Source organism: Nocardioides salarius (assembly GCF_016907435.1).
Taxonomy (GTDB): domain Bacteria; phylum Actinomycetota; class Actinomycetes; order Propionibacteriales; family Nocardioidaceae; genus Nocardioides; species Nocardioides salarius.
This window is the reverse complement of sequence record NZ_JAFBBZ010000001.1, coordinates 4,211,342-4,229,360: the sequence shown is the minus strand read 5'-3', so window position 1 is coordinate 4,229,360 and position 18,019 is coordinate 4,211,342. Positions and strand designations below refer to the sequence as shown.

Here is an 18,019-nt window from a genome sequence, read left to right as displayed (position 1 = left end):
CTCGCCTTCGACATCGAGGGCATGCTCCACGAGGCGGCCGTCGAGTCGACTCCCGAGTGGCGTGGTGCTCCCCTGCACTTCACGACGGTGTACTACCCGCCGGCCGAGCTCGACGCGGCGCTGGACCATTGGATGTTCCTGCACGCGCACGACAAGACCCACGTCAACCTGTGGCGCCACTCGATCACGGTCCCTGACAACGCCCAGGTCGCGGGCCACGGTTTCGCGCTCTACACAACAGACTTGCGTTGTGAGCCGTGGAAGCACGCCGACCGGCACGAGTCGTGCCAGTGTGTCGGCGATCTGATGTACCAGGCGATCTGTGAACCGTGCGAGTGGAACGCGATCACCGACCACGAGAACGTCGCTGTCGAGTTGTGGCACGACCACGCCCCCCCGGCTGGCGCGAACTCCCGATCGTCCCGTCGAGGTTGCGCGCGATGGACACGGACCGGATGTCCAAGGCCACGAAGAACTGGATCGCCGAGCACTACCCCAAGTCCATGCAGGTGCCCGGTGCGCCAATGATCACTGAGCGTCGGCCCTTTGGAACGCGCCACGTCCCCGGCCGCTCGCCGTGGGGCGGCTACGACATCTCCCACACGGCCGTGGACCCCGACCGCATCGTCGAGGGAGTCAAGCCCCTCCGCCGTATGCCGGACTTCACGCTGGAGCATGCGCGGGCCGCGACGTCCCCCGGCATCGGCCTTGGCGACTGACTTAACCGAAGAAGATCGGGTCCTTGCTCTCGCGGATGTAGTCGAGCAGCGACTGGACGTTCTTCGACGGCCGCTTGTGCTGGTACTCGTGGAATTTCAGATTCCGGTCGCGCCAGTAGATCGCCCACTGGCCGGTGGTCTTCGTGTAGCGCAGCCGAGCGATGGGGAATCGCGTGGGTACCGGGCCACCCATCCAGTCGGGCCGGACCTCGACGATGGTGACGTGCGTCGGCGCAACGTCGGCTTCGACCTTCGCCTGGTCCCACATGTGTTTCGGCCAGATCGAGTCGCACCACTTCTTGATTCGTGCCAGGTCGGTCTCGGGAAGCGCCACAGACGCAACGCTATCGAGGGCACCGTGGTCCGACCCGAACACCTGAGCGAGTGAACCGTCCACTCACTCAGGAGGAATCGTGATCACCCTCGGTCTACCCACCGCCGTCTTGTCGCTGTTGCCGCAGGACATCAACATCGGCCCGAACTCCAACGGGCTGCCGGGGATCAGCCAGCTCAAGGACATCGTCGGCGCGACGATGACCGTCGGCCTCATCCTCGCCGTACTCGCCCTGATCGTCTCGGCGGTCGTCTGGGCACTCGGCGCGAACTCGTCGAACCCGCACTTGGCTGGTCGCGGCAAGCTCGGCGTCCTGGTCGGGCTCGGTGCCGCGATCATCACCGGCGCGTCCGTCGCCCTCGTCAACTTCTTCTGGAACGTCGGCCAGTCCGTCTGACCGGGCAAGCACGAGAGAACACGACGATGGTCGACGTCTGCGATGTACCTGTCATCTCATCCGTGTGCGATGTCGCGGGCGACGCGGCCGGAGCGCTGGTGTCCGCGCCCTTCGACTGGCTGGCTCAGGGCATGGGGCACGCTGCGGGCTGGATGTTCGAGGCCGTGTGGAAGGTCTTCGACTCGACCACGATGGTCGACGTCACCAGCAGTCAGTACACCAGGGTCTACAACATCCTCTTCGGCATCGCCGTCTTCGTGATGCTCGGCTTCTTCATGCTCCAAGTCATCGGGGGCATGATCCGACGCGAACCAGCCGCACTGTCGCGAGCAGCCCTCGGACTGGCGAAGTCGATCCTCGGCTCCTTCGTCGCGCTCGCTCTGCTGGCCACGGCCATGGAAGTCACCGACCAGCTCTGCATCGGCATCGTCAACGCGGCTGGGACCAACATGGAGCAGATGGGCGACCGCGTCGCCCTGCTCACCACCGGCCTCGTCGGGCTCAACCTCGCGGCGCCCGGCGCGGGTGCGATCCTGACGATCTTCATCGCTGGCCTTGCCATCGGCGCGGCAGGCATCGTGTGGATCAGCCTGCTCGTCCGCAAGGCACTACTCCTCATCGCGATCGTGTTCGCTCCGATTGCCCTCGCCGGGTCGAGCTGGGACCACACGCGCTCCTGGGTCAGCAGGTGGGCATCGTTCGTGATCGCCCTCATCCTCTCGAAGGTCGTCCTGGTGGTGATCTTCCTGCTCGCCACCGCACAGGTCTCCGCCCCCATCGACAGTGACATCCAGTCGGTGTCAGAGCCGATCGCCGGCGTCGTGCTGATGCTGATGGCCGGGTTCGCGCCGTACATGACCTACAAGGCGATCAACTTCATGGGCTTCGACATGTACCAAGCGATGTCGGCCGAGCAGGAAGGCAAGTCGGCACTCAACCGCCCGATGCCGATCCCGATGAACCGCGCCCCGAGCTCGCAGCCGAGCAAGGTGCTCGACGGCGGCGGCAATGGTGGCGGTTCACCCGCGCCGGCCGCAGCACCGACGGGTACGGGACCGTCAACCGGAGGTGCGGGTGCGGCTTCCTCGGGAGGACCCTGTGCGTCAGGCTGAGGTGAGACACCGCTACTGAGTTCCTTCCCTCTGCACGGGCGAGAAGCGAGACACCTGATGACCATGACGTTGGCTGATGCTGCCCGGATCGATGATGGGGTGGTGAGCCCGAGAGCAGACCGTCCGAAGCGACGCACGTTCACCGCCGAGTACAAAGCGAAGATCCTGGCCGATTACGACGCCGCCGACCGCGGCGAGCGCGGTGCGATCCTGCGGCGGGAGGGGTTGTACTCCTCCCACATCGTGGAGTGGCGCAAGGCCGCCGAGTCTGGCGCCGCCTCAGCGCTGGCCCCCCAGGCCAAGGACCGTCGCGAGCGGCAGCGGGATCGGGAGGTCGAACAGTTGCGCGCCCGTGCGGAAAAGGCCGAGGCCGAGTTGGCCAGGACGAGGGCCGCGTTGGACATCGTGGGAAAAGCACACGCGCTCTTGGAGACGCTCTCCGAGAGCACGGGCACGCCGAAGCCGCCCGGACGGTGATCAACCCTGCCGTCGACGAGCTCGCCGAGCTGACCTCGGTGACCAAGGCGTGTGAGCTGCTGGGACGACCCAGGGGCAGCCACTACCGCGCCAAGCAGCCTCGGTTGCACGGCCCGAAGCCGTCGCGTCCGAGGCCGCCGAACGCGCTCACCGTGGCCGAGCAAGCCGAGGTGCTGGAGGTGTTGACCTCGCCGAGGTTCTGCGACAAGTCGGTGGCCCAGACCTGGGCGACGCTGCTGGACGAGGGCACCTACCTGTGCTCGATGTCGACGATGCACCGGCTGCTGCGCGCCCACGGTGCGGCCGGCGAGCGGCGCCGGCAGGCCACCCATCCTGCCAAGACGAAGCCCGAGCTGTTGGCCACCGCGCCGGGGCAGGTCTGGTCCTGGGACATCACCAAGGTCCGCGGCCCCCAGCGCGGGATCTGGTTCCAGCTCTACGTCGTGCTCGACATCTACTCCCGCTACGTCGTGGCCTGGACCGTGCAGGCTGTCGAGGACTCCGAGATCGCCAAGACGATGCTGGAGAAAGCGATGGGCGTGCACGGCATCCCTCAGGCGATCCATGCCGACCGCGGGACGTCGATGACCTCCAAACCCGTCGCCCAGCTGCTGCTCGACCTCGGCGTCGACCGCAGCCATTCCCGGCCGCGGGTCAGCAACGACAACCCGTTCAGCGAGGCCATGTTCAAGACCCTGAAGTACGCCCCGGTCTTCCCCGAGGCGTTCGGCTCGCTGGCCGACGCGAGAGCGTTCTGCGAGGACTTCTTCGGCTACTACAACCACGAGCACCGTCACTCCGGGATCGGGCTGCACACCCCCGCGTCGGTCCACCACGGCACCGCAACCGAGATCCGGGCCCAGCGGCAGCACACCCTGGACGCAGCCCACGCCGCTCACCCCGAACGGTTCGGCACCCGCCGACCCCAGGCCCCGAAGCTCCCCCAGGCCGCCTGGATCAACCAGCCATCACCGGAGGCCCTCATACAGACCGCGTGACGAGACGTGTCTCAGACTGCTTGACATCTTCCGGGAGGAGGCGGAGCAGCCGCGGGCGGGGCTGCCGCTGGCGGAGTCGCTGCTGGTGTGGTCGTGGCGAAGGAAGCCGCCACGGCCGGAGTCTGGACCGGCCAGGCGGTCGGCGGTGCCGCCTCGCAACAGGCAGACGCCGCCCAGAAGACCCCGGTCTCGTCCTCGGGCGCACCCCTGCCGCCGCATGTCGCGGACTCGATTCCTTCACAGTCCAACGGGAAGAAGGGCTGACCGGTGAGCAACCCAACGACTGCACACGACTACGAACTCGCTCCGATGAAGTTCTCCCGCCTGACACGGCGAGGTGTGCTCCTGGGATTGTCCGGGTCTCAGCTCGTCGTGGTCGGGTTCGGCGCGATCATGCTGGTGTTCGCGCTCTACTTCGGCGGTGGACCGTCCTTGATGTATGTCGTTCCCGTGCTGCTGCTCTGCGCTGCCCTCGCGTTCATCGGAGTCGGCGGTCGCAAGCTGATCGAGTGGCTGCCCGTGGTCAGCCGCTGGCTCTGGCGGTCCACCGGTGGTCAGTCGTTGTTCCGCCGCCACATCGTCAAGCCTCGACCGGCTGGCACGCTGTCGCTGCCTGGGGATGCCGCGCGTCTTCGTCAGTGGTTCGACCCCGAGAGCGGTGCGGTCATGGTTCATGACCCGCACGCCGCGACGCTGACTGCCATCGTCGGCGTCACCCACCCAGCCTTCATCCTGCTTGACCCGATCGAGCAACAACGCCGTGTCACGAGCTGGGGGCGAGTGCTTGCCACGGCGTGCCGCTCGGGACGCATTTCCTCGTTGCAGGTGATGGAGCGGACGCTGCCCGACTCCGGGAAGGGCCTCGCCGAGTGGTGGTCCCAGCACGGAACCCACAACGACTCCTGGACCTCGACGACGTACGGCGAACTGATCGACCGCGCCGGCCCTGCTGGCGAGCGGCACGCGAGCACCGTGTCGATCTCACTCGACATGAAGGCGGCGGGCCGCGCCATTCGTGCAGCCGGTGGCGGCAACCGGGGAGCAGCCGCAGTTCTCCGTCAAGAGATGTCCACGATGACCGCGGCCCTCCGCGCGGCCGACCTCGCTCCATCGGGCTGGCTGGAGCCCGGCGACCTCGCGGTCATCCTCCGCTCCGCGTACGACCCCGTGGTGGCTGGCGCTCTGGAGCGCCACGGCGAGCTCGGCCGCGACCTCGCCACCGCCGGCCCGGTTGCTGTCACCGAGAACTGGTCGAGCGTGCGCAGCGACTCCGCACACCACTGCGTGCTCTGGATCAGCGAATGGCCGCGATCACTCGTCTACCCGGGCTTCCTCGCACCCGTCCTGCTCTCTTCCGGCGTACGACGGACGTTCACACTGCTCTACACGCCGATGCGCTCCGACCAAGCTGCCCGCGACATCCGCAAGAAGAAGGCCGAGTACATCTCCGACGCCGCTCAGAGGCAGAGGATCGGCCAGATCGAGGACGCCCAGCAGTCCGCCGAATACAACGACGTCCTCCAGCAGGAGGCCGACCTCACCGCCGGCCACGGCATCCTCCGCACCACCGGCCTGATCGCCGTCAGCACCCAAGACCCCGACGAACTCGAACGGGCCGTAGCCGACATCGAGCAGGCCGCCATCCAAGCGTCGTGCGAGACACGTCGGCTCTGGGGACAGCAAGCCCAGGCGTTCTCGGCCGCCGCACTGCCACTATGCCGCTCGGTCTGAGCACCAGACCTGAGGGCCGATCTCAGCCTGGCGGCTGTCAGTCCTTCTTCCCACCGCGCTGGTATGGCCGAACGCTTGTCCCGTCCTTCCTGGTGTATCCACTCACGCCGTGCTCGTCGGGCGACCGACGGGCCTCGCGCAAAGCATCGGCGCTGGCTGCCGGGGCCCGCCTCGTGGATGACTGTGTCGAAGCAGTAGTGGCGCGGACTCCTCTCGGCGAGCGGTCACCAAGAGCGTCTATAGCCACCTTCGCCACGACTGGAGCAGTGGCTAGCACCGCCGCCCGCACATGTGGATTGCTCCACGTCTGCTGGGCGACACGCTTCAGTGACTGAGTCCACTGCCGCAAGTTGCCCTTCGGAGTCGCCGCCGCAGGTGCGGGTGCAAAGCTTCTGGAGGAAGGAGCCACCAGGGAGGGGGTACTTGTGCTGGCATTGGTCGTTTCAGTGCTGGCATTGGTCGTTTCAGTGCTGGCCGGATTGAGAAGCTCGGGATACAGCGGATTTGTAAGCGGCAACTCGGCACACGGTTGGGGAGGCCCGTCACCGAAGTTCGACATTGTCCTCAGGACCGGGTCGTAGTAGCCGTTGGTCTGATTCATCCAGCTGCCGACATGCGCGGCGAGGTGCTCATCGTGCGAAAGGAACTGGATGTTTCGTGGGTCGTCCAGATACTCCGGGTACGCCGAGACACTCTTCATGTGCTGGCCTTCGAATGCCCGCCCCTTATCGTCGTAGGCCTTGCCCTTCTCCGCAATCTGCTCCTGCTGCTCGGGCGTCCAATCACGGGTGCCCTTGCCTTCAAGTACGAGCCTCTTTTCGTTCTCCCATGCCTTCCTGATCGCTCGGTTACGACCCGCAGTCCTACTCGACATCGTCGTCACCAATGCCGACCACCTCAGCCAGACTGGTCAGAAAGGTGAAGAAATCGGCGAAGGTCTCGTCGTCCTCGATCCTTCCGACCTCGTGGTTGTAGATCGAGATTCGCTCACTTGATTCCTCGCACAGAACTGGGTCGCCCGAGGACAAAGTGCCGATGACGATGTAACTGTCATCTGGTCGATCCGGGTCGTCTACATCGATCAACGGAAGATGTTCAATGCCGCGCAGTTGAAAGCCCGCAGGCAGGAAGAAGTCTCCGCCGTCCGAAACGAGGAGCCACCGCTTGAGCTGGGACGGTAGTTGACGGTCATGCTCCGACTCGAACGCCTCGATAAGCGCATCCGTCGTCGGCTCCACGAAACTCATCTGCCCTTGAGACCTCAGCAGGTCTGCAACGGCCTCGGGCTCACTTGACATTTCGTCACTCCTGGAACTGACTCGAATTGGTTGACGCTCGGCGTGGATGGTCCTCGGGTCGTGCCTGAGGCGTGTAGATCATCCCAAATTCCAATCTGGGTGAAGACGTGCCGGGCCGCGTTCGCTACGCCGGTGGTCGGAGGCCGGATGTGCGGCTGTTGCTGTTCAGCGCGGCGTAGGCGCGATCACAGACGTGGTGGCACACCTCCTTCTCGACCAGATCGAGAAGGAGGCCCCGATGCCCACGTTCGAGAACCCGGCGGCTGCCGCCGACGAAGTCCAGACAGTCCTGCGTGGTCTGGCGCATGCGACCCGGTCCATCGACGACCCTCGCGACATCTACTCGGTGCTCGGTTCCCTCACCTCAGCGGTCGCGTCCCTGAGCCAGTCGCTGCACCAGATCGCAGAGTTCCACGACGCACGTCAGCGGCAAACGGAGTGGGTGCCGGCGGACTCTCCGAAGGCTCGCTCGGCTGCGTACCGGGTGTCGTGGGATCTCCACCGGGCTGGCGAAATGGTGCGACAGGTTGGCGAGATCATCGCGAACGCTCAGGAGGCGGAGGCCACGCTTGCCTATCACCGCGAGTTCCCCGATCCACCCTTGTCGCGCTCGTCCGTGGACCACGGGCTGTCACTGTGAAGGGTTTGGACGAAGGCCGCCTGCACAGCGCGGTCCTCGTCGTCCCTCGACGCGAGTGTCGTCGTGACCGGCGGGCACGCAAGGCGGCGGCGAAGTCGTTGCTGGCCGAGGACCGCAACTCCCGCAAGGCCGTCGCCAAGGCGAAGGCAGACGAACTGGCGGCCGAGCGGCGCGCAACGATAGTGCTACCAAAGGCGGGCGAACCCGGCCCCGCTGCGCTCCGCACTCCGGGTCGCCTGCGATTGCCGCGTCATCAGGACACCTCAGCCACCCTGGCGGGTGCGTACCCCTTCCTCGCGGAAGGCGGGCTCGGGAGCGACGGGGTGTTCGTCGGTCAAGATCTCTACTCCGGGTCCTCGTTCGTCTACGACCCTTGGGTGCTCTACGCCCGCGGGCTGATCACCGCACCGAACCTTGTTCTGGCCGGGATCGTCGGGTCTGGAAAGTCAGCTCTGGCGAAGAGCCTCTACACCCGCTCGATCCCGTTCGGACGTCGCGTCTATGTCCCCGGTGACCCGAAGGGGGAGCACACGGCCGTCGCCGAGGCGGTCGGCGGTAAGGCGATTGCGCTCGGGCATGGGATGCCGAACCGGCTCAACCCGCTCGATGAGGGGCACCGTCCGGCTGGCCTCGATGATCAGCAGTGGGCGGCACAAGTGACTGCAAGACGACGTGAACTGGTCGGCGCTCTGGCGGAGACCGTCCTCGACCGTCGGCTCACGCCTCTCGAGCACACCGCGATCGACGTCGCCCTCGCTGAGGCCGTGCGCTCGGCAGACGTCCCGGTGTTGCCAATGGTCGTCGACCGGCTGCTGGCTCCCGATCCGGCCACCGACTCCGATGGTCGGCTTGCCGAGGACGGCCGGCTCGCCGGCCACGCGCTGCGCCGACTCGTCGCGGGTGACCTAGCCGGGCTGTTCGACGGTCCCTCGACTGTGCGGTTCGATCCGACGTTGCCGATGGTCTCCCTCGACCTGTCTCGGGTCACGGAGAACGCCACTTTGATCTCGGTGCTGATGACGTGCGCGTCCGCGTGGATGGAGTCCGCCCTGCTCGACCCGAACGGCGGTCAACGCTGGGTCGTGTACGACGAGGCGTGGCGCCTCATGTCCCACCCGGCTCTGCTGCGCCGGATGGACGCCCACTGGCGGCTGGCACGGCACTACGGCATCGCAAACATGTTGATCTTCCACAAACTCTCCGACCTCGACAACGTCGGCGATCAGGGCTCCGCGATGCGAGCCCTCGCCTCGTCCCTGTTGGCCAACGCCGAGACGCGAGTGGTCTATCGGCAGGAGTCCGACCAGCTTGGCTCCACCGCCGCGACCCTCGGGCTGACCGGCACCGAGCAGTCGCTCCTGCCAACGCTGGGCACCGGACAAGGACTATGGCGGATCAAGCACAGGTCGTTCGTGGTCCAGCACCAGCTCCATCCCGCCGAGCTGGAGTTGTTCGACACTACGGGCCGGATGCGCCCAAGGGGTGCACTTTCCAATGTTGTGCCAACGAACATCCACCGCCTCCACTAGTGTCCGTCCGGGGATGAGGTTGAGATCAAAGGAGTCGTCAGTGCAGGTAGGTGTTGTCGGACTCGGGGAGGTTGGCCTCAAGTTCGCAGCACTAGCCGCGGAGTCCGGGATGCAGGTCCTTGGTGTCGACACCGCACCGGCGCGTCGCAGGATAGCGACGCATGGACTTCGAGCCGCCGGTTATGAGTTCGATATCCCCGGCCTGCTCGTCGGTGAGGCCCCCGAGCCGAGCGACGTTCACGTGATCTGTGTCGATTCCCCCATTGACTCCGCGACCAAGAAAACGCGTCTCGATAACCTATTGTTGGCGGCAAGAACCGTTGGCGCAGTACTTCGCCCCGGAGACCTCGTAATTATGCGTTCGACGGTTCCGGTCGGAACAACCCGGGCCGGAGTCATCCCCGTACTACAAGAGGCTTCTGGTCTCTCGGGTGGCGACTTCCTCATCGCCTTCGCACCGGAACGAACTTCAACAGGCGGAACCTTGACCGAATCCCGCACCATACGACACCTAGTGGGCGGCTTGGAGTCGCGGAGTACACAACGCGCGGTGGACGTAATGACACAAGCTGGCATGCCTTGCCAGGCTGCGGAAAGCATTGAGGCCGCCGAACTCGGGAAACTGGCCACCAACGCGGTTCGCGACATCAACCAAGCGCTCGCAAATCAGTTGTGCCAGATCGCGGAGATGCACGGCATCGATATCCGTCGTTTGGTAGATGACGTAAATCTCGACTATCCCCGTGATCGACTCAAGCACGCGAGTCCAGGCGTTGGGGGGTCCTGCCTCACCAAGGACTCATACATACTCGCCGAGTCCCTCTTGCCGGTACCGCCGCAGGACACGTTGTTCGGGCGTGCCCGAATCGTGAACGATCAGGCACAAGAACCCACGATTTCTAGCCTCGCGCGTCACTTCAGCAGGCATGCGGCCGCCGAGGTCCGCATCCTAGTTTGCGGCGCAGCTTTCAAAGGCAGCCCACCAACCACAGACATGCGGAACTCCGTTGGACTTCACGTGGCCCGGGAACTTGTCAACCTGGGCTTCGATGTGTCGGTGTACGACCCAGTGGTGCCCGCATCGGACATCACTGGAATAGGATACCGGCATTCAAGCCTGCCGGGCGATGACGCTTGGAACGCTGTGCTCCTCTACAGCAACCACGCATCCCTTTCCTCAGCACGTCTCTCCCAACAGATCGTTGACTCGATCTCACATGACGGATTCATTTACGACCCGCACCTGTGGTTGACGGATCTGGTGGTTCGCGACGCTGCGCCAGGTACCCGCTACCGCACCCTCAGCACTGAGCGAGTGATCGACTGATGCCCTCGATCCTGCTCTCAGCGACTTCGAACCTCATTGAGGTCATTGGTGTCTCCGAAGCCCCGCCGCCTGAACTACTCATGCCACTCTTTCCGGACCTAACCGATATTCGGTTTCGGGGCGACAAGGCAACGCTCGAAGGCCGGTGGACGTTCGGTCGATCTGAAGTCCGGGCCATAAACGTTCGGGCGATACCAACGTGGTCTGAGTTGACATACGGCGCGTTGCGCTTCTGGCATGGAGAAAGCCACGCCATCCAAGGACGAGTTGTCGTCGATGCGGCCATGCTCGTATCCGATGGTCTCGGACTCTTGGTGATCGGCTCGGGGAAGTCGCACTTCGCAGCAAGGTGCGCCAAGGTGGCGTCGGTCATCACTGACGACACGGTGGTTGTTGATCCTGCGATGAACAAGCCCTGGCTGGTTGGCACAGGATGGCGACGTCGCCACATTCGCAGCCGAACAGGGCAATCGCTACTCCTTCCGCCCGAGGGACCCGCCGATGCGCAGATATCCGCCATAGCCTTCGTCGAGGGATCGTACGGCCGACCAAGCATTCAGGACGTCTCTGAAGTGGATGCCCGATCGTGGCTACTCCAAGCATCACTCGCCAAGGTCCTCAACACCCGATCTAAGCCGCCCTCGTTTTGCCAGGCCTTCATCGGCTCGTCCGCAGCGGCGCAGTTGGTCGCAGATCAAGTTTCAGACTGGAGGCTCCCGTCTTTCCGCGCTCTCGGGAACGTGGAGGCAGCAGTATTTTGGGAGGCCGCGATCCAATGCGCAGCCTGACCTTGTACACGCCGTTCTTCGTTCCCCATATCGGCGGGATGGAGCGAGCTCTATACCGAATCACGACTGCGCTGAGTCGGCGATCGTGGATCGTACATATTGACACCTCCGAGCTCACGCCGCCTGACATCAAGCATCAGGCAATTACCCGCTCGGGAGCCTCACTGGTGGAATGGGCGGATGGCGTCCAACGACGCACCCTTCGCCTTGACCCCGAACACGGTCCTATCCTCTTCGCGTCGCTCGGCCCCGGAACGGGTCTCCAACAGCTCGCCGCCGCTTCCGAGTTCCGGAAACGAGGTGGTCACAGCATCTGGAGGACTCCCACCGCTGACCACGCAAGTCGAAATCTGGTTGAACATCCGGGCAAAGCCGCAAGCGCGTTCGACCGAATAGTTGCCAATGGCAACGCGTCGGCCGTCATGACCCGAAGTGCTGTTCCAGGAGTACCGGTGTCGGTCGTTCCGAACCTTCTGTTGGATGAAGAGGTAAAGGGGCACGACGAAGATCTGGCGAGCCCCCGAAGGGCGGACCTGGCATGGGCTGGCCGTGTTGAGGCTCGAAAGCAGCCGGAGCAATTGGCTGCCTGCCTAAATCGCGCCGCTCGGAAGGGCCTAGTCGTCGTTGCTCAACCGGTCCCGTCCTTCGGGAACCTCACGATGTACGACCAATTTTGCGACTCACTGGACGATCGTGTCAGGCTCCTTCAACCTACCAATGGGATGCATCGCGACATTGCGGTCGCCAGTGTGTTCTTGCATCTGTCAACGCGTGAGGGCTCACCCAACTCACTACTAGAGGCAGCATCTCGCGGCCAATGGATCATTGCCAGTGACATCCCCGAGTGCCGAGAATTGCTTCAGGACTATCCAGCCGTTGCATGGCTGACCAACTTTCACGACTTTGATCACCACTTAGTCGCCCACCTTGCCAGGGAGGACTCCGTCGACATGCGGATTGGCATGGTCCAGCGGATCCGGGAACGGCACAACGAGGAGACCGTCGTCGGCATGTGGGGGGCTGTATTGGCACAGCCCGAACTCGCGGATCGAGCATGAGCACGCCCATGATCTGGGCGCAGGAGTCGATCCAGGCCTTCACCGAGCGCGCGCTCCGTCCAGTGGGACCAGCAACCGTGGAAGTGAAGGGACAGGCCAGAGTGCACCTTGGGTCAATCGACCTGTCCTCCGCGGTTCCAAGGGGCGGTGGCCTCGGGTTCTCCGTGCCGGAACTGCAGTTCACGTTGCGCATCCAGGCTCTCGGCGACTCGTGCGAATCACCCCCACTCCCGCCGTCCCTTCAGCAGCTTCCCATGTTCGCGGAGCGAGCGAAGATCGATTTATCGAATCTCCGCATCGACTTCGAATCTCGTCTTCCGGAACACCGGGGACTCGGATCGACGACCCAGTATCTAGTCGCACTTCTTCAAGGCTGTCAGTGGGCACTTGGCCGTCCGCTCCTCTCGGTGCACCAACTTGCACGCATTGGAATCGGGGCAGAATCATCGCTCGGTGTTCGCCTTGCTTTCGATGGTCGACCGCTACTTGATCTGGGCGCGAGCTCGCCAGATGCATGGGGCGGCCCATTCATGAGACGCCAACCCAGACCTCGGGCCTTTCGTCTGAGGTTCCCGCGGGAATGGCGGGCACTTATTGCATGGCCCCGAGAGATGCAGGGCCTCGACGCTACCGCCGATTCAGGCTTCTGGGCCCGCGTTCTACCCGTTCCTGAAGACAGAACGCTTTCGGCGCTTTCGGCACTTCTAACCGATGTACTGCCCGCCATCTTCGAACCGTCTTTTGATGACTTTATTCGAGGATTGGCAAGATTCAACCAGGCGAGTTCGAAGCCAGAAGAATGGGATATCCAGCCAAACCTGGTCCGGCACCAAGCAAACCTGCTTGCGGACATCGGATACACGCCTCTTCTGTCGTCAGTTGGACCAGCGATTGTCGTATTTGGTCCATCAAGAGATGCGCTTTCGATGGCCGAGTCAAAATTCAATGAGGAGGCGGGCGTCTGGCAACACGTCACGACTCAATTCGTGAACAGGGGGCGCCAATGAGAGTTGGAGTGATCGGACTGGGCCACGTTGGCATGAACGTGGCCCGCAGACTCCGGGAGAAGAATGTCGACGTGGTCGAGTTCGACCGCGCGATTCACGACGAGTACCCGGCGCCGGCCCTCGGGAGCTGTGACTTCGTGACGGTATGTGTCGGAACTCCGCGACGGGATGACGGCTCGGCCGATCTAACCGACGTGGTGGCCGCCATCAAGCAGGTTCCAACAACAAGAGTCCTTCTCCGGTCGACGGTCCCGCCCGGCACCACCGAGCAGCTTGCAGCGAGCACCGGAAAGTCAGTCTGCTTCAGTCCTGAGTACGTCGGCGAGTCGGCATTCGCACAAGAAGACTGGGGAACTTGGGCAAATGATCGCCTGTTCCAGATCATAGGAGGCGAACCCTCCGACGCACGCTGGTTCGCAGAGCGCCTGACGGAAATTCACGGAGCCGAGACGCGTATCTTCACCTGCACCGCGTCAGAGGCTGAATTGGCAAAGTACATGGAGAACAGTTACTTCGCACTAAAGGTTACGTTTGCGAATCAGTTCTTCGACCTGTGTGAAGCACTCGACGCGGACTGGTTTGCAGTTCGCGAGGCTTGGCTTCTTGACCCGAGAGTCGAACGGGACCACACCGCCGTCTTCACTCGATCGCGCGGCTTCGGAGGACGCTGCCTACCGAAGGACTTGGAGGCCATTCTCCACGTCGCCCGACAGGCTGGGGTCTCCTTCGAACTGCTTCGGGCCGTACATGACATCAACGAGGGTTATCGAAGTAGCTCACCCGGCTAACTGATTCGCGAGTGCCTTGACGATTTTCCGAGCCACGACCAGTCGCTCGTTTGGCCAGCTGGAAATCTCGGCCGAGATGTCGTCACTGATATCGACCATTACTTGAAAGACGTTCGGGTCAGGCCCAAACACAAATCCGTAGGCGCTCTTAAATCGACGGACACTGTCGTCATCCTTGGCGACGAGACCGTCGCGAACTCGTCTTGTCGCGGCATAGTTCCTCTTACCGTCGGGTCCGATCGCATTCTGAATTCGCGAGTCAAGGTCACATTCGATCCAAACCGCGACGTCGTGAACGGTTGACCGAAATGGCGCCACCCAGGAATCGAGCACGATGCGCGGCGACTCGCTCAGATGATGCAGGAGTCGATCATCCAACGTCCGTTCGTGCTCTGTAGACCGAAGCGCCTCGACCCGCGTGCGCTCGTCGATCCAGTCCACTGACTCCATACCCAACTCGGTGGTGAGGACATTCGAGGCACACAGGTACTCACACTCAAGTAGTGCGGCAAGGTGGCGCGCAAGAACGGACTTTCCACTAGCGGACCAGCCAGAGACTAGAACTCGTAATTCTGGTCGGGCACGAAGCACGCCCACGTTGGGGTCTTCCAACAAGGGCGCCAAGCCCGCCGCCAACTCCACTCTCAACATCCTCCCACGAGCGCGCCCGTTGGAGTCGTGAATCGCCCTGGGTCTGATGGAGGCTCTGGTCATTTGATTTCAACCAGGGCGCTCTCGCCCTGTTGGGTAGCGTAGAACCTCCCTTCGAACTCGGTTGGCGGTAGGTCGTCGAGGTAGCCGTGGAGCCGCTGGTGGTTGTGCCAGTGGACCCACCCGAGGGTGGCGAGCTCGACGTCGTCGACGGTGCGCCACGGCCCCGGTCGTGCAGGGCCGCGGATGAGTTCGGCCTTGCAGTAGCCGTTGACCGTCTCGGCGAGCGCGTTGTCATACGAATCGCCGACGGTCCCGATCGACGGCACGGCGCCGATCTCAGCGAGCCGCTCCCCGTATCGCAGGCTGGTGAACTGCGACCCGGCATCGCTGTGACACCGCAGACCCTCGAGCTGGGTGCCGCGTGACCAGCGGGCCATCTCGATCGCGTCGAGCACCATCTCGGTGCGCATGTTCGACGCGACCCGCCACCCGACGATCATCCGACTGAAGACGTCGACGATGAAGCACACGTAGGCGATCCCCGCGAACGTTGGCACGAACGTCAGGTCGGTGACCCACAACTGGTTCGGGCCGGTGGCGGTGAAGTCCCGCTTCACCAGATCCGGATGCCGAGCAGCAGCCGGGTCCGGCTTGGTGGTGCGAACCCGTTTGGTGCGCCGGACACCCTCGATGCCCTCGGCGCGCATCAGCCGGGCGACCTGGTCACGGCCGACATCGTGGCCGGCGCGCTTGGCGGCCTTCCACAGCTTCCGTGCCCCATAGACCCGGAAGTTGTCCTCCCACAGGCTCCGCAGCATCGGCCGAAGCTCTGTGTCGCGGACCTCCCGCGCCGACGGCTGCCTGGACTTCGCGGCATAGTAGGTGCTCGGAGCCATCTGCAGCCCTGCCTTGGACAGGGTGCTGCAGATTGAGTATTTGAAGGCTTGGGGACCACTGGATCGGATGGCTGGGGGCCGTGGATCTTGCCGTTGGGGGCCAGTGGCCGCGGGTGTGGGGGCCACCGGCCCCCAACGGCTGTTTTCACCGGTTCATCGAGGCGTGTTCACGCATGTTGTGGTTGCCGGTATCGACCCAGATGGTGTTGTGCACGATGCGGTCCATGATCGCGTCGGCGTGCACTCCTGATCCGAGCCGCTGGTGCCAGTCCTTCTTGGCGTACTGCGTGCAGAACACCGTGGACCCGGTGTCGTACCTGCGTTCCAGTAGCTCCAACAGCATGCTGCGCATCGCGTCGTCGGGGTGGTCGAGCAGCCATTCGTCGATCACCAGCAGCGTGAAGGCCGCGTACTTCTTGAGGAACTTCGTCGCTCCTTGTGGCTTGTCACTGGCCAGCGCCCAGGCTTCTTCCAGGTCGGGCATGCGGATGTAGTGGGCACGGATCCGGTGCTGGCAGGCCTGCTTGGCTATCGCGCATCCGAGGTAGGACTTCCCGGAGCCGGTGAAGCCCTGGAACACGACGTTCTGCTGTCGCTCGATGAACGTGCAGGTCCCGAGCTGGGCGATCACCTGGCGGTCCACACGTTCCTCGACCAGATCGAGCCGGCGCAGGTCGGCGCCGGGGTGCCGCAGTCCGGCGCGGCGGATCAGGCCCTCGACCTTGGCATGGTTGAACGTCGAGTGTGCCTCGTCGACCACCAACCGGAGCCGTTCACCGAAGCCCATCCCCAGCGTCAGGGTGTCGTCTTGGGCCTCGAGCGCCTCCAGCAGCGGCGCAGCGCCCATCTCACGGAGCTTGCGCTTGGTCTCGATGTCGATGCCGTTCACTTGGCACCGCCCGCGTAGTAGCCGGCACCACGGACGTAGCCACCGGCTTCTGCTGGTTCGGTCCGTGGCGGCCGCAGCCCGGCGGTCTTGTCCTGCCCGGTGGCCAAGATGGGGTGCAGGTGCGCATAGCGCGGGGACCGCACCCGACCTGCCAACGCCAGCCGGGAGGCTGCCTCGACCCGTTCGGCCGAGAAACGTCGCGACAGCCGCAGCACCGCCAGGGCGGCGTCCAGGCCCTGCTCGTCGACCGGGACGGACTCGAAGATCCGATTCACCACGCTCACCGTCGCCGGACCGATCCGCTCAGCCCAGTCCCTGACCCGGTCCGGGTCCCACTGGCGATATCGTTCGCCGGCAGGGAGGTCGGCGTCGTTGGTGCGGTACTCGTTGGCCGCGTCCGGCGGCAGCAGCAGGTGGCTGGTCAGCCGCTCGGTGCCGCGGTAGGCCTGCAGCACCCGGTCGGTGATACGCAGGTCGACCTTGGCGCCGACGTGGGCGAAAGGCACGGAGTAGAAATTCTTCTCCCACACCACATGCCCGTTGCGCCCGACCCGGCGCCCGTAGACCCAGCGGCTGATCTCGTAGGCCGTTTGTGGCAGCGGCCGCAGCAGCAGCTGCTCCTCGGCCGTGAACACGCTCGCCCGCGAGCCGGGTCGCTTTTGGAACGGCTCGACGTTGTAGGCCTCCACGCGGCTGGTGATGGCCGCCTTGAGCTAGGGCAGCGACGTGAACTTCTCATCACGTAGGTCGGCGATGATTCGCATCGCGACGTGCCACACGGTGTTCTCGACGCTGGCCTTGTCCTTGGCCTTCCTGACCCGGCCTGGCAGCACCGCAGCCGAGTAGTGGCCCGCCATCTCGCGGTAGGCGTCGTTGAGGACGATCTCGCCGTCACGGGGATGCTTGATCACTCCGGTCTTCAGGTTGTCCGACACGATCCGTGGCACCGAACCGCCGAAGGCCTCGAACATCGCCACGTGAGCCCGCAGCCAGGTGTCCTGCTTCATGTCCAGGGTCGGCTCCACGAACGCGTACCGGCTGAACGGCAGGCACCCCACGAACAGGTACACCGTCCTCGTGGCTCCGCTGATCGGGTCGCTCAGTTGCATCGTCGGGCCGGACCAGTCGACCTCGACCGTCTGGGCGGGCCTTGTGACCAACACGCGACGCGTCCGCAGCGTCCAGCACCGCGGAGATGGACTTGCGTGACATTCCCTGCGAGGACGCGATCGCTCGCCCTGACAGTCCCTCTGCCCGCAACTGCAGCACGAGCTTCGCCTTGATCTTCCGTACCATCGATGATCCGCTCCTTCCGCTGTGCGCCCTATACGCACGGCGGGAGGAGCCTAGAAACGGGTGGCCCCCAACCACGCCAAC

The 18,019-nt window shown here is 64.2% G+C and carries 16 protein-coding genes and 4 pseudogenes; 13 read left to right on the top strand and 7 right to left on the bottom strand.

Annotated features, from left to right (window positions below; translation table 11 throughout):
- The first annotated feature begins 21 nt into the window (after positions 1-21).
- Positions 22-719: pseudogene (locus JOE61_RS22755) on the top strand (DUF6349 family protein).
- A gap of 1 nt (position 720) precedes the next feature.
- On the opposite strand, the gene JOE61_RS20295 reads toward JOE61_RS22755, so the two are convergent.
- Positions 721-1,053 (bottom strand): DUF3024 domain-containing protein, encoded by a 333-nt coding sequence (locus tag JOE61_RS20295; RefSeq protein WP_193671166.1) that lies wholly within the window; start codon positions 1,051-1,053, stop codon positions 721-723.
- Positions 1,054-1,132: 79 nt separating this feature from the next.
- Between JOE61_RS20295 and JOE61_RS20290 the strand changes: the two genes are divergently transcribed.
- The 4 genes from JOE61_RS20290 to JOE61_RS20270 all read left to right on the top strand — a co-directional run bounded on the left by JOE61_RS20290 (position 1,133) and on the right by JOE61_RS20270 (position 5,768).
- Complete coding sequence (locus JOE61_RS20290) at positions 1,133-1,450, top strand: DUF6112 family protein (RefSeq protein WP_307823130.1); 318 nt, start codon at positions 1,133-1,135, stop codon at positions 1,448-1,450.
- Between the two features lie 26 nt (positions 1,451-1,476).
- Complete coding sequence (locus tag JOE61_RS20285; RefSeq protein ID WP_193671167.1) at positions 1,477-2,562, top strand: TrbL/VirB6 family protein; 1,086 nt, start codon at positions 1,477-1,479, stop codon at positions 2,560-2,562.
- Between the two features lie 57 nt (positions 2,563-2,619).
- Positions 2,620-4,037 (top strand): IS3 family transposase gene (locus JOE61_RS20275; RefSeq protein ID WP_372440070.1). Its coding sequence is split into 2 segments (ribosomal slippage): positions 2,620-2,860 and positions 2,860-4,037, totalling 1,419 coding nucleotides; the frame shifts between segments, so codons are not numbered across the junction.
- A 309-nt stretch (positions 4,038-4,346) separates the two neighbouring features.
- Complete coding sequence (locus tag JOE61_RS20270; protein WP_193671153.1) at positions 4,347-5,768, top strand: SCO6880 family protein; 1,422 nt, start codon at positions 4,347-4,349, stop codon at positions 5,766-5,768.
- A 37-nt stretch (positions 5,769-5,805) separates the two neighbouring features.
- Here JOE61_RS20270 and JOE61_RS20265 read toward each other — a convergent pair whose 3' ends face one another.
- Positions 5,806-6,642: a hypothetical protein gene (locus tag JOE61_RS20265; protein ID WP_227492405.1), complete on the bottom strand. Its 837-nt coding sequence runs from the start codon at positions 6,640-6,642 to the stop codon at positions 5,806-5,808.
- Positions 6,632-7,066, bottom strand: a complete 435-nt coding sequence (locus JOE61_RS20260; protein WP_193671151.1) for an SMI1/KNR4 family protein — start codon at positions 7,064-7,066, stop codon at positions 6,632-6,634. The genes JOE61_RS20265 and JOE61_RS20260 overlap by 11 nt, the downstream gene beginning before the upstream one ends.
- Before the next feature lie 238 nt (positions 7,067-7,304).
- Between JOE61_RS20260 and JOE61_RS20255 the strand changes: the two genes are divergently transcribed.
- The 8 genes and pseudogenes from JOE61_RS20255 (at position 7,305) to JOE61_RS20225 (ending at position 14,203) form a co-directional block, all read left to right on the top strand.
- Positions 7,305-7,706 carry a hypothetical protein gene (locus JOE61_RS20255; RefSeq protein WP_193671150.1) on the top strand — a complete coding sequence of 134 codons (402 nt, stop codon included), beginning with the start codon at positions 7,305-7,307 and terminating at the stop codon, positions 7,704-7,706.
- Positions 7,707-7,711: 5 nt separating this feature from the next.
- Entirely contained in the window at positions 7,712-9,235 is a 1,524-nt protein-coding gene (locus tag JOE61_RS20250) for a putative type IV secretion/conjugal transfer ATPase (RefSeq protein ID WP_227492400.1), read from the top strand.
- A complete protein-coding gene (locus tag JOE61_RS20245) occupies positions 9,201-10,562 on the top strand; it encodes a nucleotide sugar dehydrogenase (protein ID WP_307823129.1) in 1,362 nt (453 codons plus the stop codon). Before JOE61_RS20250 ends, JOE61_RS20245 begins: the two co-directional genes overlap by 35 nt.
- A complete protein-coding gene (locus JOE61_RS20240; protein ID WP_193671147.1) occupies positions 10,562-11,350 on the top strand; it encodes a hypothetical protein in 789 nt (262 codons plus the stop codon). The genes JOE61_RS20245 and JOE61_RS20240 overlap by 1 nt, the downstream gene beginning before the upstream one ends.
- Positions 11,338-12,408 carry a glycosyltransferase gene (locus JOE61_RS20235; RefSeq protein ID WP_193671146.1) on the top strand — a complete coding sequence of 357 codons (1,071 nt, stop codon included), beginning with the start codon at positions 11,338-11,340 and terminating at the stop codon, positions 12,406-12,408. Before JOE61_RS20240 ends, JOE61_RS20235 begins: the two co-directional genes overlap by 13 nt.
- A pseudogene (locus JOE61_RS22770) lies at positions 12,405-12,842 on the top strand (GHMP family kinase ATP-binding protein); the annotation flags it as partial. The gene JOE61_RS20235 and the pseudogene JOE61_RS22770, both read left to right, overlap by 4 nt.
- A 177-nt stretch (positions 12,843-13,019) precedes the next feature.
- Positions 13,020-13,415: a hypothetical protein gene (locus JOE61_RS20230; protein ID WP_193671145.1), complete on the top strand. Its 396-nt coding sequence runs from the start codon at positions 13,020-13,022 to the stop codon at positions 13,413-13,415.
- Between the two features lie 71 nt (positions 13,416-13,486).
- A complete protein-coding gene (locus JOE61_RS20225) occupies positions 13,487-14,203 on the top strand; it encodes a Rossmann-fold NAD(P)-binding domain-containing protein (RefSeq protein ID WP_193671144.1) in 717 nt (238 codons plus the stop codon).
- Here JOE61_RS20225 and JOE61_RS20220 read toward each other — a convergent pair.
- From JOE61_RS20220 to istA, 4 genes and pseudogenes are all read right to left on the bottom strand, one after another.
- Complete coding sequence (locus tag JOE61_RS20220) at positions 14,192-14,845, bottom strand: hypothetical protein (RefSeq protein WP_193671143.1); 654 nt, start codon at positions 14,843-14,845, stop codon at positions 14,192-14,194. The genes JOE61_RS20225 and JOE61_RS20220 overlap by 12 nt on opposite strands.
- A 68-nt stretch (positions 14,846-14,913) precedes the next feature.
- Positions 14,914-15,759, bottom strand: a pseudogene (locus JOE61_RS20215) (IS3 family transposase); the annotation flags it as partial.
- Positions 15,760-15,898: 139 nt separating this feature from the next.
- On the bottom strand, positions 15,899-16,642 hold the full coding sequence (locus JOE61_RS20210) for an ATP-binding protein (protein ID WP_307823128.1): 744 nt from the start codon (positions 16,640-16,642) through the stop codon (positions 15,899-15,901).
- A pseudogene (gene istA, locus JOE61_RS20205) lies at positions 16,639-17,938 on the bottom strand (IS21 family transposase). Before istA ends, JOE61_RS20210 begins: the two are co-directional and overlap by 4 nt.
- Between the last annotated feature and the right edge of the window lie 81 nt (positions 17,939-18,019).